Source organism: Bacillus sp. Marseille-Q3570 (genome assembly GCF_946151055.1).
Classification (GTDB): Bacteria; Bacillota; Bacilli; order Bacillales; family Fictibacillaceae; genus Pseudalkalibacillus.
The window spans coordinates 59,773-75,434 of record NZ_CAMGYZ010000008.1; the positions used below are offsets into that span (position 1 = coordinate 59,773).

Annotated in this window: 17 protein-coding genes; all 17 read left to right on the plus strand. The window is 42.2% G+C overall.

What is annotated here, in order from left to right:
- Positions 1–94 precede the first annotated feature (94 nt).
- The 17 genes from smc to sucC all read left to right on the plus strand — a co-directional run bounded on the left by smc (position 95) and on the right by sucC (position 15,652).
- Complete coding sequence (smc, locus tag N8M93_RS13930) at positions 95–3,661, plus strand: chromosome segregation protein SMC (protein WP_261132783.1); 3,567 nt, start codon at positions 95–97, stop codon at positions 3,659–3,661.
- Positions 3,662–3,677: 16 nt separating this feature from the next.
- Positions 3,678–4,685 carry a signal recognition particle-docking protein FtsY gene (ftsY, locus tag N8M93_RS13935; RefSeq protein WP_261132785.1) on the plus strand — a complete coding sequence of 336 codons (1,008 nt, stop codon included), beginning with the start codon at positions 3,678–3,680 and terminating at the stop codon, positions 4,683–4,685.
- Positions 4,686–4,894: 209 nt separating this feature from the next.
- The gene (locus N8M93_RS13940) at positions 4,895–5,134 is read left to right on the plus strand and encodes a hypothetical protein (protein WP_261132786.1); all 240 of its coding nucleotides are present in this window, start codon (positions 4,895–4,897) and stop codon (positions 5,132–5,134) included.
- Between the two features lie 80 nt (positions 5,135–5,214).
- The gene (locus N8M93_RS13945) at positions 5,215–5,544 is read left to right on the plus strand and encodes a putative DNA-binding protein (RefSeq protein ID WP_261132787.1); all 330 of its coding nucleotides are present in this window, start codon (positions 5,215–5,217) and stop codon (positions 5,542–5,544) included.
- A gap of 13 nt (positions 5,545–5,557) precedes the next feature.
- On the plus strand, positions 5,558–6,910 hold the full coding sequence (ffh, locus tag N8M93_RS13950; protein ID WP_261132788.1) for a signal recognition particle protein: 1,353 nt from the start codon (positions 5,558–5,560) through the stop codon (positions 6,908–6,910).
- A 69-nt stretch (positions 6,911–6,979) separates the two neighbouring features.
- Positions 6,980–7,252, plus strand: a complete 273-nt coding sequence (gene rpsP / locus N8M93_RS13955; RefSeq protein ID WP_221564225.1) for a 30S ribosomal protein S16 — start codon at positions 6,980–6,982, stop codon at positions 7,250–7,252.
- A 16-nt stretch (positions 7,253–7,268) separates the two neighbouring features.
- Complete coding sequence (locus N8M93_RS13960; RefSeq protein WP_261132789.1) at positions 7,269–7,496, plus strand: KH domain-containing protein; 228 nt, start codon at positions 7,269–7,271, stop codon at positions 7,494–7,496.
- 403 nt (positions 7,497–7,899) lie between these two features.
- On the plus strand, positions 7,900–8,421 hold the full coding sequence (rimM, locus tag N8M93_RS13965) for a ribosome maturation factor RimM (protein WP_261132791.1): 522 nt from the start codon (positions 7,900–7,902) through the stop codon (positions 8,419–8,421).
- Positions 8,418–9,158, plus strand: coding sequence for a tRNA (guanosine(37)-N1)-methyltransferase TrmD (trmD, locus tag N8M93_RS13970; RefSeq protein WP_261132793.1), 741 nt, complete (start codon positions 8,418–8,420; stop codon positions 9,156–9,158). The genes rimM and trmD overlap by 4 nt, the downstream gene beginning before the upstream one ends.
- Before the next feature lie 140 nt (positions 9,159–9,298).
- Positions 9,299–9,646 carry a 50S ribosomal protein L19 gene (gene rplS / locus N8M93_RS13975; protein WP_261132794.1) on the plus strand — a complete coding sequence of 116 codons (348 nt, stop codon included), beginning with the start codon at positions 9,299–9,301 and terminating at the stop codon, positions 9,644–9,646.
- A 211-nt stretch (positions 9,647–9,857) separates the two neighbouring features.
- Positions 9,858–10,409 (plus strand): signal peptidase I, encoded by a 552-nt coding sequence (gene lepB, locus N8M93_RS13980; RefSeq protein WP_261132797.1) that lies wholly within the window; start codon positions 9,858–9,860, stop codon positions 10,407–10,409.
- 9 nt (positions 10,410–10,418) lie between these two features.
- The gene (ylqF, locus tag N8M93_RS13985; protein WP_261132799.1) at positions 10,419–11,273 is read left to right on the plus strand and encodes a ribosome biogenesis GTPase YlqF; all 855 of its coding nucleotides are present in this window, start codon (positions 10,419–10,421) and stop codon (positions 11,271–11,273) included.
- A 144-nt stretch (positions 11,274–11,417) separates the two neighbouring features.
- On the plus strand, positions 11,418–12,200 hold the full coding sequence (locus N8M93_RS13990) for a ribonuclease HII (protein ID WP_261132800.1): 783 nt from the start codon (positions 11,418–11,420) through the stop codon (positions 12,198–12,200).
- Between the two features lie 50 nt (positions 12,201–12,250).
- Entirely contained in the window at positions 12,251–13,777 is a 1,527-nt protein-coding gene (locus tag N8M93_RS13995; RefSeq protein ID WP_261132802.1) for a hypothetical protein, read from the plus strand.
- The gene (locus N8M93_RS14000; protein WP_261132803.1) at positions 13,774–14,052 is read left to right on the plus strand and encodes an EscU/YscU/HrcU family type III secretion system export apparatus switch protein; all 279 of its coding nucleotides are present in this window, start codon (positions 13,774–13,776) and stop codon (positions 14,050–14,052) included. Before N8M93_RS13995 ends, N8M93_RS14000 begins: the two co-directional genes overlap by 4 nt.
- Before the next feature lie 63 nt (positions 14,053–14,115).
- Positions 14,116–14,274 carry an alpha/beta-type small acid-soluble spore protein gene (locus tag N8M93_RS14005; RefSeq protein WP_261132805.1) on the plus strand — a complete coding sequence of 53 codons (159 nt, stop codon included), beginning with the start codon at positions 14,116–14,118 and terminating at the stop codon, positions 14,272–14,274.
- Positions 14,275–14,491: 217 nt separating this feature from the next.
- Positions 14,492–15,652 carry an ADP-forming succinate--CoA ligase subunit beta gene (gene sucC, locus N8M93_RS14010; protein WP_261132807.1) on the plus strand — a complete coding sequence of 387 codons (1,161 nt, stop codon included), beginning with the start codon at positions 14,492–14,494 and terminating at the stop codon, positions 15,650–15,652.
- Positions 15,653–15,662: the final 10 nt, after the last annotated feature.

Consider the following 15,662-nt stretch of genomic DNA (forward strand, 5'->3'; position numbering starts at 1 on the left):
CTTTATGATAAAATAAATAAGTATGTATTCAAGTGTAAAAGTTGAAATTTTTGAGAATGATGAATGAGATGAATTTAGTGAAGGGGGAATCACAATGTTCCTCAAAAGATTAGATGTCGTCGGATTCAAGTCCTTTGCTGAACGGATCGGTATTGAGTTTGTACCCGGTGTTACAGCAGTGGTTGGTCCGAATGGAAGTGGAAAAAGCAACATTTCAGATGCGGTGCGTTGGGTTTTAGGTGAACAGTCTGCCAAATCCTTACGAGGAGCAAAGATGGAGGATATCATTTTTGCAGGTAGTGATACACGTAAACCGTTGAATATGGCTGAAGTGACATTGACATTAGATAACGAAGATCAGCATATACCGATTGAATATAATGAAATCAGCATTACAAGGAGAGTCTACCGTTCTGGTGACAGTGAATATCTGATAAATAGACAGCAATGTCGTTTGAAGGATATCATCGACTTGTTCATGGACTCCGGTCTTGGCAGAGAGGCCTACTCAATCATCGGACAAGGTAAGGTTGAAGAAATCTTAAGCAGTAAACCGGAGGATCGTCGGAGAATCTTTGAAGAAGCGGCCGGTGTCCTGAAATATAAGACGCGAAAAATAAAAGCGGAACAGAAACTACGTGAAACTGAAGAGAATCTGAATCGTGTAGAAGACATCCTCCATGAATTGGAGGGGCAGGTCGAACCTTTGAAAATCCAGGCTTCGATTGCACGTGATTACTTGGACAAGAAAAGCGAGCTTGAAGTGATTGAATCTGCCTTATTGGTTCACGAAATAGAAGACTTACATACAAAGTGGGAAACGAAATCCAAAGAAATCGAACAATTCAGAGTTGAAGAGGTTAAACTGCATGGACAGGTTCAGAATAAAGAACTAGAGATCAGCACAATCAGGGATGAATTGACGGCTTTGGATGAATCGATCGATGAACTTCAAGACGTCCTCTTGAATGTGAGTGAAGAGCTCGAAAAACACGAAGGTAAGCGTGAAGTGATGCGTGAACGAAAGAAAAATTACCATCAGAACAAAGAGCAGCTAACGCAGAAAATCACCCAACAAAAGGAAAAGAAAAAATCTCTTGAAGAAACGTTGCAAATTGAACGAGACCAATTACATGAACACCAAAGCAAACTGAAGAACCTTCAAAACGAGCTTAAAGTACAAGAAGAACAACTTGAGCTAGTTGATAAAAACATCGAAGAAGAACTCGAGCAACTGAAAAGTGAATATTTCGATTGCCTCAATGAGCAGACATCGATTAAAAATGAAATCCGATACTTGAGCGAGCAGCTGGATCAGCAGACTTCTAAATCTTCTAGACTCGATGACCGCCATAAACAATACATTGAAGAGCGTGATCGGATAACGCAACGGAAATCAGAATTGAGTGGAAAACTGGAAAATATCCAGACTGAACTCGAAACGCAAATGGACGCGTTCATGAAGCTGAAAACAACAATCGAAAAGGATGAAAAGACGCTGAATGAGAAAGAATCGAAATTGTATAAAGCGTATCAATTCATCCAACAATTCCGCTCGAAAAAAGAAATGCTTGAGGAAATGCAAGAGGATTATAGCGGATTTTTCCATGGTGTCCGTGAAATATTGAAAGAACGAGGTAAGAAACTTCCAGGTATTGAAGGTGCTGTCGCCGAACTGATCACTGTTTCTAAAAATGAAGAAATGGCTATTGAAACAGCACTCGGAGCTGCTACACAGAATGTTGTCGTCCATACAGAGGAAGATGCTCGTAAAGCGATTGGGTTCTTGAAGCAAAAACGACTTGGACGAGCTACATTTTTACCATTGTCTGTCATGAGGAGCCGGAAGCTGTCGGGACAGGAAGAGGGGAAAGTTTCCAATCATTCTGCTTATATCGGGATTGCTTCCAATCTTGTCAGTTATGAGGAAAAGTATCGTAAAGTCATTGAAAACCTCTTAGGCAATGTTGTGATTGCCAAAAACTTGGAGGGTGCCAATGCATTAGCGAAACTCCTCAATCACCGTTACAGGATCGTGACATTAGAAGGGGACATCGTCAATCCAGGAGGATCGATGTCAGGTGGTAGTCTGAAACAAAAGAATACGTCCTTATTATCCAGGCAGCGCGAATTGGAATCTATTTCAGAAAAGCTTGCCACTATGGAAACGCAGACCGAACAGCTTGAAAAAGATGTTAAGCAAGAGAAGAAAAACTTGCTCAGTCAGAAAGAAAACCTTGAAAACTTGCGTGAAACTGGAGAAAACAAACGCCTGGAAGAACAACAGTTGAAGGGCGAACTTAGAGAAATTGAACTTGAAGCGAAAAACATCAATGAACATTTATCGTTATACGACCGTGAAAAAGGAACGTATGACTCTGAAAAGGACACGATGGAAAAAAGGGTAGCCAGTTTGCAAGAGTCCTTGAAAGCGTCTGTGACAAAGGCATCTGATCTCGAACAAGACGTGGAAAAATTATCGAATCAAAAGAAAAACCAACAAACAACGAAGGATGATTTGAAGGAAGAGATTACTTCATTGAAAGTGAAGCTTGCACAATCAGAAGAACAATTTTCAAACTCGAACAGTACCGTCCAACGATTACAAAATGAATTTGATGAAACATTGAAGATCATGAGTGAGGCAGAAGAAGAATTTTGGTTGCTTGAAGAAGCAGTCAATACGAGTACTTCAGATGAAGAGGCATTGGATGAGAAGATCATCCAGCATCGAAAGGATAAAGATTCGACAGTCCAACTAATCGGCGATCGGCGGAAAGAGCGCAGTCAACGTCAAGAAAAAGTAGAAGAGCAGGAACTGCAGCTTAAAGAATTCAAGCGGCTTCATCAGCAGATTTCCGATGGGATCCATCAAGAAGAACTGCGTCTAAACCGATTAGATGTAGAGCTGGAGAACCGTTTGAACCATCTGAGTGAAGAGTATCAACTTTCCTATGAACGAGCTAAGGAAAAATACAGCCTGGAAATGACGCCAGACGAAGCCCGTACGAAAGTAAAGCTTATCAAACGTGCCATCGATGAACTCGGTACAGTCAACCTGGGAGCGATCGATGAGTACGAGCGGGTGTCAGAACGTTATAATTTCTTGGTCGAGCAGCGTGATGACTTGAATGAAGCAAAATCTACCCTTTATGGAATCATTACAGAAATGGATGAAGAAATGACGAAGAGGTTCAAAGAATCCTTCTTCGGTATCCGTGAACATTTCCGTGAAATTTTTCGAGAGTTGTTCGGCGGTGGAAGAGCTGACCTTGAATTGACAGACCCGGATGATCTATTGAATACAGGGGTCAATATTCTTGCTCAGCCTCCAGGTAAAAAGCTTCAACATCTTGCCCTGTTATCTGGCGGCGAACGAGCATTGACAGCCATTGCTTTATTATTCGGAATTCTGAAAGTAAGGCCGGTTCCATTTTGTATCCTCGATGAGGTTGAAGCCGCACTCGACGAAGCTAATGTAAGCCGTTTTGCAAAATTTTTACGTGCATTCAGTGAACAGACGCAATTCATCGTCGTAACCCACCGGAAGGGTACGATGGAAGAAGCAGACGTCCTTTATGGAGTAACCATGCAGGAATCTGGCGTATCGAACCTTGTATCAGTCAAATTGGAAGAAACAAAAGAACTTGTGACGACATAGTAATGAGGTGGAACATATGAGTTTTTTTAAACGTTTGAAAGATAAGCTGACTACACAAAGTGATACGGTTACTGAAAAGTTCAAGGATGGTTTGGAGAAAACGAGAACGTCCTTTTCAACCCGTGTCAACGATCTTGTGAAGAATTATCGTAAAGTAGATGAAGAGTTTTTTGAAGAACTGGAAGAGATCCTTATTGAAGCGGATGTCGGTGTAGCGACTGTCATGGATCTGATCGACGATTTGAAAGATGTCGCCCGGACTCGGAACATCAAAGAGACTGAAGAACTTCAAGTCGTCATCTCAGAAAAATTGGCTGAACTGCTCGATAAAGGAGAAGAGAGTACGAAGCTTAACATCCAGGATGGTGAATTGACCGTCATCTTATTCGTCGGGGTCAATGGTGTAGGGAAGACGACTTCGATCGGAAAACTTGCACATAAACTTAAACAAGAAGGTAAATCTGTACTGATGGCAGCTGGAGACACGTTCCGTGCAGGAGCAATCGATCAGCTCCAAGTATGGGGTGACCGTGTCGGAGTCGATGTCATCAAACACAGTGAAGGTGCTGATCCTGCGGCAGTTGTCTTTGATGCGGTGAAATCCGCGAAATCACGTGGTGTGGATGTTCTTTTGTGTGACACCGCTGGTCGACTTCAGAATAAGGTCAATCTGATGAACGAACTTGAAAAGATCAAGCGCGTCATCGGAAGAGAGCTACCTGGCGCCCCGCACGAGGTTTTACTCGTCGTCGATGCTACAACTGGCCAGAACGCAATGAATCAGGCAAAGACCTTCAGTCAAGCAACAGATGTCACCGGAATCGTGTTGACGAAGCTTGATGGAACTGCGAAGGGCGGTATCGTACTCGCCATCCGCCATGAACTTGAAATCCCGGTCAAGTTTGTTGGACTTGGAGAAAAAGTGGAAGACCTATATGAATTTGACGCTGATCAATTTGTCTACGGACTGTTTTCCAACATACTGCCAGATGTGACCCAAGACGAATCAGCAGATCGATTTTGACTTTATAAAATAGGTTTTCGAGATCTTGCGGACACCAGTATTTCATTGAAAGCAAGGTCAATCACATTATTTTGTCACATATACCGGCACAGATGCCTGGACAACTTCATACTGGCCCCAACAAACGCTTCTGCCGAAGCGTTTGTTTCATGTAAATCTCCGTGAGCCACCCGTGCTAGCCACGTGCCAGGCACCAAACGAGAAACCTTTTGCCGCAACAGGTCGAAAAAGGTGCCAGGCACCAAACAAGAAGCCTTGTGCCGCAACGGATTGAAAAAGGTACCAGGCACCAAACGAAAAGCCTTGTGCCGCAACGGATTGAAAAAGGTGCCAGGCACCAAACGAGAAGCCTTGTGCCGCAACAGGTCGAAAAAGGTGCCAGGCACCAAACCAAAACCTATGTCCCCCAACGGTTTCAAAATGGTGCCTGGTACAGTAACCCATGTTAAGAAAAAAACTTGACAAAGGTTTCTATGGGGTGTAGTATGATTAATCGTAAAGGCATTTCGCTTAACAAGGAGTGGATTGAGTGCTTGATAAAACGATGCGAGTCAATTTACTGTTTGATTTTTACCATGCTCTTTTAACTCCGAAACAGCGGAATTATATGGCCCTTTATTATCTCGATGATCTTTCCCTTGGAGAGATTGCAGAGCAATATGAAGTGAGCCGCCAAGCAGTTTATGACAATATCAAACGAACAGAATCAATGCTCGAAGAATACGAAGAAAAGCTTGAACTTCTCGGAAAGTATCAGACCAGACAGCAGCTTTTGAGTGAATTACGTCAACAAGTTGCTGAGCAAAAAGATGAAAAAGAGTTGCTCGATACGATCGATCGTGTCGAGAAATTGGATTAGGAGGCGGCATTCTATGGCATTTGAAGGTTTAGCCGACCGACTTCAACAAACACTTCAGAAGGTTCGCGGAAAAGGTAAAGTCACCGAAGCGGACGTTAAAGTCATGATGCGAGAGGTTCGACTGGCGTTATTAGAGGCTGACGTAAACTTCAAGGTTGTTAAGCAATTCGTTGCAAAGGTCAAAGAAAGAGCGATCGGACAAGAAGTCCTTGAAAGTCTTACACCTGGTCAACAAGTCGTCAAAGTAGTCAATGAAGAATTGACAGCGTTGATGGGTGGAGAGCAAAGCAAGCTTGCGGTTGCCAGCAAACCACCGACAGTCGTGATGATGGTGGGACTTCAAGGTGCAGGTAAGACGACGACAACCGGTAAACTGGCTAATCATCTCAGGAAGAAGAATAACCGGAAACCGTTACTTGTCGCGGCCGACGTTTACAGACCGGCGGCAATCAATCAATTGCAGACGCTAGGGAAACAACTCAGTATGCCTGTATTCGATCTTGGTACAGATACAAGCCCCGTGGAAATCGCGAAGCAAGGGATTGCGAAAGCGAAAGAAGAGCATCACGATTATGTGATCATCGATACAGCGGGTCGACTGCATATAGATGAAGATCTGATGGATGAGCTGACTCAAATCAAAGAGCTTGCAAATCCAGATGAAATCCTGTTGGTTGTAGATGCGATGACTGGTCAAGATGCAGTCAATGTCGCTGATAGCTTCAACGACCAGCTCGGTCTCACGGGTGTTGTCCTTACGAAACTAGATGGTGATACACGTGGTGGGGCAGCCTTATCAATCAGATCTGTAACCGAGACACCGATCAAGTTCGTCGGTATGGGTGAAAAGCTGGATGCGCTGGAGCCTTTCCATCCCGAACGTATGGCTTCAAGGATTTTAGGTATGGGAGATGTTCTTTCTCTCATTGAAAAAGCCCAAACGAATGTGGATGAAAAGAAAGCGAAAGAGCTTGAAGAAAAAATGCGGACGATGAGCTTTACATTCGACGATTTTCTTGAACAGCTTACCCAGGTACGAAGTATGGGCCCACTTGATGAACTACTTGGCATGTTACCGGGTTCCGGACAGATGAAGCAGTTGAAGAACGTCAAGGTTGACGAAAAACAGCTCAATCATGTTGAAGCAATCATCCAATCGATGACGAAGGGTGAAAAGCAACAGCCTGAAACAATCAACGCAAGTCGAAAGAAACGTATCGCAAAAGGAAGCGGTCGTTCCGTTCAAGAGGTGAACAGGCTCTTGAAACAGTTCGAGGACATGAAGAAGATGATGAAACAAATGTCCAATATGCAAAAAGGTAAGAAAAAAGGTGGAATGGGCGGTATGAAATTCCCATTCATGTAAAAAGATTTCACCGGTACTCGATACCGTGAAAATAAACATTCATAAAAAATTTTAGGAGGAATTATAGATATGGCAGTAAAAATTCGTTTAAAGCGTATGGGAGCAAAAAAATCTCCATTTTATCGTTTGGTAGTAGCAGATTCTCGTTCACCTCGTGATGGACGTTTCATTGAAGAAATCGGATACTACAACCCAATTGCACAACCAGTTGATGTGAAAATCGACGAAGAGAAAGCTCTTGACTGGATGTTGAAAGGTGCAAAGCCTTCTGACACAGTACGTAACCTTTTCTCTGATGCTGGTCTCATGGAAAAGCTACACAATGCTAAAAACCAAAAATAAGTAGGGTGGGATTGATATGGAAGAGTTAATCGAAACGATTGTTAAGGCTCTTGTCGATCACCCAGAAGATGTGCGCATAGAAGAGGTTGAAACGAGCAGTACAGTCACTTATCAACTCACTGTTCATAGTGAGGACATGGGTAAAGTGATTGGAAAGCAAGGTCGGATTGCCAAGGCGATTCGAACCGTGATCAATGCTGCTGGTACCAATGAGCGTAAAAAGATAAATTTAGAGATTGTTTGATTCAAGTGAGAGGTGGGGGCAGCCCCGCCTCTTCTTTTACACTGTAAAAAAGATGTTAAAATAGAGGACAACTATTCCGTTATCTTTGACATAATGGCTTGTTTTCAAAAAATAGAGGACAACTGTTCCGCTATTTCGGTTAAACACTTTGATTTTTTCGCGTTTCAGGCAGATAAGGTTACTGGTGTCCTCTAATTTTCTAAAGATGGTGAATTTGGAACGTATAAGGTCTCTGGTGTCTACTAATTTGGTCAGTGAAAAATCTTCTTACCCCGGAAGGTGCATAGCCAATGCCATAGGTTTGGCTTTGCCAGGTTGGCTGGAAATTTCACGACCAAGGGGCGAATATATGTTTTTTGATTGAATCATGATAGTAGGAAATAAGTTATTCGGGGGAAAAATGATGAGCGAATGGTTTAATGTAGGGAAAATCGTCAACACACATGGAATCAGGGGTGAGGTGAGAGTCATTACCCGTTCAGATTTTGCAGATGAGCGATATGAGGAGGGTTCGAAGCTCTATCTATTTCAACATGGGAAAACAGAGCCTGTTCCCTTGGTAGTCCGCTCCCATCGTAAGCATAAACAATTCGACCTTGTCTCATTTGAAGGCTATCCATCCATTAATGAAGTCCAACCTTTGCGAGATGGTATATTGAAGGTCCATAAAGAACAACTGGAAGATCTGCCTGAAGGTGAATTCTATTATTATGAAATCATCGGATGCGAGGTTAAGACAAAAACTGGGGATCACATCGGTAAAGTGAAAGACATTCTATCTCCAGGTGCGAACGATGTCTGGGTCGTCTATTCAGATGAAACGAAGAAAGAAGTTTTGATTCCATATATAGATCAAGTTGTAAAAGAAGTGGATGTTGTCGAAAAACAAATTTTGATTGAACCGATGGAAGGGCTATTAGAATGAAAATAGATATTTTAACCCTTTTTCCCGAAATGTTTGATGGAGTCTTGAATAGTTCCATTTTGAAAAAAGCTCAAGAAAAAGAAGCAGTGACCTATTCAGTCATCGATTTCAGGGAGTACACGACGAACAAACACCGAAAAGTCGACGATTACCCGTATGGCGGTGGTGCAGGGATGGTATTGACTCCGCAGCCCTTGTTCGATGCAGTTGACGAGCTTAAAAGTGGAGAGGAAACTGCCCCCAGGGTCATTCTGATGTGTCCACAGGGAGAACGTTTGACGCAGCAAAAGGCGGAAGAACTATCACAAGAAGATCATTTGATTTTCATCTGCGGTCATTATGAAGGATATGATGAGCGTATACGGGAGCATCTAGTCACTGATGAAATTTCGATTGGGGATTATGTTCTTACCGGGGGAGAACTCGCTGCAATGGTAGTGATCGATAGTGTTTCAAGACTTTTACCCGAAGTGCTTGGCAATGAAGAATCTTCTAAGTTGGATTCATACTCTTCCGGACTTCTTGAACATCCCCATTACACTCGGCCTGCAGACTTCCGGGGAATGAAAGTACCTGAAGTTCTTCTTTCTGGAGACCATGCGAAAATCCAAAAGTGGCGGGACCAGGAATCGTTGAAAAGGACGTTCTTAAGGCGTCCTGATTTGATCGATATGATGGATTTGAGTGATGAAGACAGAATCTTATTGGAAAAGATAAAAAAAGAAACAGATTCATAAACAATGTCTCTTCAATATATTGCGTCATCACTACGTTTATGCTAAGATATTCTTTGTGGCTTATGCCGCTTGATTACGATGTTCCGCTGTTATGATGGAAAAGCATAGACAAGAACATTTGTAAGGAAGGAGGAAATACCATGCAACAACTACTTAATGATATTACAAAAGAGCAGTTGAAAACAGATTTGCCAGAATTCCGTGCAGGAGATACTGTCCGTATCGACGTTAAAGTTGTCGAAGGAACACGTGAACGTATCCAGGTATTCGAAGGTGTTGTAATTAAACGCCGTGGATCTGGAATCAGCGAAACATTCACTGTTCGTAAAATTTCTTATGGCGTTGGAGTTGAGCGTGCTTTCCCAGTACACTCACCAAAAATCGCTAAGATTCAAGTTGTACGTCACGGTAAAGTACGTCGTGCTAAGCTTTATTATCTACGTGCACTACGTGGAAAAGCAGCACGTATCAAAGAAATTCGCAGATAATGACGCACACCCGTGCGAAAAGGAGCTTGGAAACAAGCTCCTTTTTACATTCCTTAATATGTTAGGATGAATCACGGTGCGGAAAGCGAGAATATTTCCACGCTATAACAATAGAAACGAATGAATCTTTCACACTGACAGATGATTGTTTTAACCATTTCGAATATAATGAAGTATAGATAAATGGTAAATAGAAAACTGGGGTGGAGAAATGGCAAAGCGCAAAAGTGAATCTTGGGAATGGCTGAAAGCACTTGTTATTGCATTAGTGATTGCAGCAGGTATCCGTTACTTCTTATTTGCACCAATTGTTGTAGATGGAGAGTCAATGATGCCGACACTTCATAATGGAGATCGAATGATCGTCAATAAATTCAGTTATGAGGTAGGGAACCCTCACCGGTTCGATATCGTTGTGTTCCATGCTCCTGAAGGAAAAGACTATATAAAAAGGATAATCGGTCTTCCAGGGGATAAAATCGAGTATAAAGATGACACACTATACGTGAATGGCAAAGAAGTTCCTGAGCCATACTTGAATGAATATAAACAAGGTCTTTCAGGAGGCAATCTGACCTATAATTTCGATTTAAGTGATGAAATCGGAACCCAGACTGTTCCGAAAGGACATGTATTCGTACTGGGAGATAACAGACAACATAGTAAAGACAGCCGGAACATCGGCGCAATTCCAATGGATGAGATCATTGGTAAAGCGAATGTGATTTTTTGGCCGGTTGCACATTTTGAAGTGCTAAAGTAGGTGAAATAAATGCAAATCCAATGGTTCCCTGGTCATATGGCCAAAGCAAGACGCGAAATTACAGAAAAGCTGAAGATGATCGATGTCGTATTCGAACTTGTTGATGCACGAATCCCATTGTCTTCGCGGAATCCTATGATTGATGAGATTGTTGAACATAAACCCAGGCTGGTCCTGCTGAATAAGACCGATATGGCGGATCGTGCTATCACCAAAGAATGGGAAAATTATTTTGCCGAACGTAATTTGAAGACTGTCACTGTGAACTCCAAAACAGGCCAGGGATTGGAAAAGATTCCGGGAATTGCTAGAGAGCTGGTAAAGGACAAGCTGGAGAAGATGATTGAAAAGGGCGTGAAGCCTCGGGCAGTCCGAGCCTTAATACTTGGAATACCGAATGTCGGCAAATCGACCCTCATCAACCGACTCGCAAACAAGAAAATTGCGAAAACAGGTGATCGACCTGGAATAACACAAAGACAGCAATGGATCAAAGTTGGAAAAGAACTTGAATTGCTTGATACACCAGGAATATTATGGCCGAAATTCGAAGATCAGACTACGGGTTATCGATTAGCAGTAACTGGGGCTATCAAGGATGACATTCTCGATTTTGGAGACATTGCGTTTTTCGCAGTTCAATATTTGAAGGATTCCTATCCTGAAAAACTGATTGAGCGTTACAAGTTGACCGATACCTCGGCTCCTCCACTTGAAGTCTTTGAAGAGATTGGAAAGAAGAGGGGTTGCCTCCTCAAAGGTGGAGAAGTAGATTTTGAAAAGGCTGCTGAAATCATCTTAAGAGACATCCGTTCTGAGAAGCTTGGACCGATTTCTTTTGAAAGTCCAGCAGACTACGAATAAGACCTGAAACTAGGGGTTGGCTTGATAGGTGCGAAACTATCATGCCACCCCTATCTTTTCATTTAAAGAAAGTTTGAAATACTTCCTTCATATAAGTGCAGCTAATAATATCTACATAAATAATCTTCAAATAAGGAGAAAACGATGGAAAAGAAATCAATTAAGGAGCTTCGGACGTACATCGAACGACATGAGGGAGACCTTGATGAAGTGTTTATTCAACAATTGAAGAATGATTCAAGAAAAGGTGTCCAACAGCTTTATATGAAATTGTGCAAGCGCATGGAACAAGAAAAGGCTCGAATTGATACATATAATCGTATGTCGATGATTGAAAACCATTGTTATTCAAATGGATATCGTTTGATAGCTGGGATTGATGAGGTCGGCCGTGGACCACTTGCTGGGCCAGTCGTCGCGAGTGCGGTCATTTTAGATCCAAAAACACGAATCATTGGACTGAACGACTCGAAAAAACTTTCAGAGCCTGTCCGCGAAGAGTTATATGAAAAAATCATCAGGAATGCTGTGGCAATTGGTGTAGGGGTTGTATCCGCACATGAAATCGACCGGTTGAATATTTATCAAGCTAGTAAAATGGCGATGATGGAGGCGATCGAGGATTTGCCAATTGAACCTGATTACCTATTGATTGATGCAATGGAGCTCCCAATGGATCTTCCACAAGAGAACATCATCAAAGGGGATGCGAAAAGCAACTCAATTGCAGCTGCCTCAATCGTCGCAAAAGTGACGAGGGATAGGTTGATGAAGGAAATGGATCTTAAGTATCCGCAATACTACTTCAAATCGAATGTCGGTTATGGAACGGCGCAACATTTAGAAGCATTAAAAGCATATGGGATCACACCTGAACATCGTAAATCTTTCGCCCCTGTTTCCGAGTTGGAACCAAACAAAAGTTAATGTAATGCCGATATAAAAAAGGAACAGCATACGACGGAGGGTGTTACGTTATGAAGGCAATGCCGATCGAATCTATCATTCGAAATATAGGTCGTTTGAACCCAGTGATAGAATTGAAACCTGGGCAGATTTATTCCGGAAAAGTATTGGCCATGTACCCGAACGATTTAGCCAAGGTACAACTGGCAGGTCAAAAAATGAACGCTCAGCTGTTGACGGGCTTGAGCCGAAACGAAAACTATTGGCTCCAGGTCAAGTCGAGTACAAGTGGCGGATTACCGGTTTTGGAAGTAATAGAGCAAAGCAAGGCGAATCAGTTTCCGGCACAGATTGTCGGTAACCGTAAAATTCAGCCAGCCTTACAAAGGATGATCATCAATCTTTCTGATGAACAACTTCCGATCACGAAGGAATTGATCACTCGTGCTGAAAAATGGTTATCGCAGGTGCCTTCCATAGATAAAGGGATACAAGCTGTTAAAACGATGTTGATCAAAAACTTACCTGTAACAGAAGCTATTTTTAAAGCACTGTACCATGTGCAAGATAGCGGGTCGCTGACCTCGGAACTCCAATCATTACAGCAAAACATAAAAGGGGCAGGGGCATACAGTGGAGTAAGCGCAGTTGAAAAGGCGATTTCCCGTGTTTTGGATGCTACATCACGGAATCCAGCTATAGAGACTTTCAAACAGCTTATACAGTTATACTCTCTGCCGACAACTGCTTCAAGTTCGAAGTTTCAAATTGAAAACATATTCCGGACAATGGATATGAAAATCCCATCAATGATACGAGAATTACATACACAATCAGTTGAAACAAAGATTTCAGATGAAGCATTTTTGAAAGAGTTGAAGATGAATATGTCTGTTCCGAAAAGCGAACTTTATTTACAACAAAAATTAAGTACGATCCCTACGGAACAGTTGAATTGGATACATGAGCAGGTAAATATGAATAAGACACAGAAGCCGTATCTTAATTTAATTGAAATCATCCGTGGACTTGGTTTGACGTTCGAGCATGATTTGATCAATACACAACTTGGACAACTGAAAAATCAGCAACAATTGAAATCTGCACTTCTAGAGTTGTTATCTCAGGATTTACCTGGCAGTATCAAGGATAGGGCTGAAGTGTTGTTACATAGACTTACTGGCCAGCAGCTGCTGTATTCGAGTGAGAACCAATCCATCACCTCTTTATTTTATCAATTTCCTGTTCACTTCAAAGAATGGGAGAGTGATGTAATGATGCGCTGGGATTTGAAAAAAGAATCTTCAGGTGAGGTTGATGAAGATTTCAGCCGTATCCTTTTTTATCTGGATTTAGAATTTCTCAAAGAGACGATCGTTGATATGAATGTACAGAACCGAATCATTTCCGTTAAAATCATCAATGAAAGTGAATTCCTTGAATCTCATATCTCAGAATTGAAACCACAACTGAAAAATGCCATAGAGAAGATTGATTACAAGCTGTCCACAGTGAAAGTCGAGAACCTTTCTGAAGGATCCACGCGATCTTTCCGTTTACAAGATGTGTCCACGCGAGGAGTTGATCTTTTCATATGACGAACCAAGAACGCAAATCAGCTGTAGCCTTGAAATATGATCAATCAGCAAACAATTCACCTAAAGTGGTAGCGAAAGGCAAGGGGGCTACAGCTGAAGAGATTATAGAAACTGCACGGCAGAACCACGTCCCGATTCAAGAAGATATATCCTTAGTCCAATTGCTTTCAAAGCTCGAAATCAACCAGGAAATTCCACCCAACCTCTATCAGGCGGTAGCCGAAGTTTTCGCTTTCGTATATCGGCTGGACCAAGCATCGAAACCTAAAGATTGAACAGGGACTCATAATGAAAGTCAAAACACCACATACTATAGAAAAATAGAGAGGTGGTTGTTTATGAGGAAAAACAAGCTTGAAGTACCAGGATGTGATCAAGCCGTCCAACAATTCCGTGAAGAATTCGCTGAAGAATTCGGAGTTTTTCGACCGGCAGCCGAGCGTGAAAGCATTACGAAGAAAATCGTTGATGAACGGAATAAGAACGAAAACTGTTGAATGAAGCGAATGGCACTTATGTGGATCAGAAATTCACAAAGTGCCTTTTTGTTATTTCTCCTGTGCAAGATCAGTGCTTTTAGCCTTAATTTCGACGTTTCCACCCCAAATTCTTGAAATTCATGAGAAATCAGTCGCAACGGTGGACATGAGAGCGGTTTATTTATACAATAAAAACGGTGTTGCATAGATTAGACACATGATAGGAGGATGGAGAATGAATATCCACGAGTATCAAGGAAAAGAACTCTTGAGAAAGTATGGGGTATCAGTTCCTAATGGAAAGGTTGCATATACGATTAAAGAAGCAGTAGATGCAGCAAAAGAACTCGGTACTGAAATCAATGTAGTTAAAGCTCAGATTCACGCTGGTGGACGTGGGAAAGCCGGCGGTGTTAAAGTTGCTAAAAATCTTGATGAAGTGCGTACATATGCTGAAGAGATTTTAGGCAAAACACTCGTCACCCATCAAACAGGCCCAGAGGGAAAAGAAGTTAAGCGTCTTTTGATTGAAGAGGGCTGTGACATCAAGAAAGAATACTATGTCGGACTTGTATTGGACCGTGCTACTTCCCGTGTCGTCATGATGGCATCTGAAGAAGGCGGTACTGAAATCGAAGAGGTAGCAGAAGAGACACCTGAAAAAATCTTTAAAGAAGTGATCGATCCGGTAGTTGGACTAAGTCCTTACCAGGCTCGCCGCTTAGCTTTCAACATCAATATTCCGAAAGAACTTGTGAATAAAGCAGTCAAGTTCATGATGGGCTTATATACTGTGTTTGTTGAGAAGGATTGCTCAATTGCAGAAATCAATCCTCTCGTTACGACTGGAGATGGAAATGTAATGGCGCTTGATGCGAAATTGAACTTTGATTCAAACGCATTATTCCGTCATAAAGATATTCTTGAATTGCGTGACTTGGATGAAGAAGATCCTAAGGAAATCGAAGCTTCCAAGTATGACCTCAGCTATATCTCCCTGGACGGAAATATCGGTTGCATGGTTAACGGAGCAGGTCTTGCGATGTCAACGATGGATATCATCAAATATTATGGCGGGGACCCTGCGAACTTCCTTGATGTCGGGGGCGGTGCAACAGCAGATAAGGTAACTGAAGCCTTCAAAATCATCTTGTCTGATCAAAATGTAAAAGGAATTTTCGTAAACATTTTCGGTGGAATCATGAAATGTGATGTCATTGCTGAAGGTGTAATCGAAGCTACAAAACAAGTTGGTCTTGAACTTCCTCTAGTCGTACGTCTTGAAGGAACGAACGTAGACCTTGGTAAAAAATTGTTGAATGAATCCGGATTGAATATCACTGCAGCTGAGTCAATGGCTGACGGTGCAGAAAAAATCGTTTCACTAGTGAAGTAGGAAGGTGGGG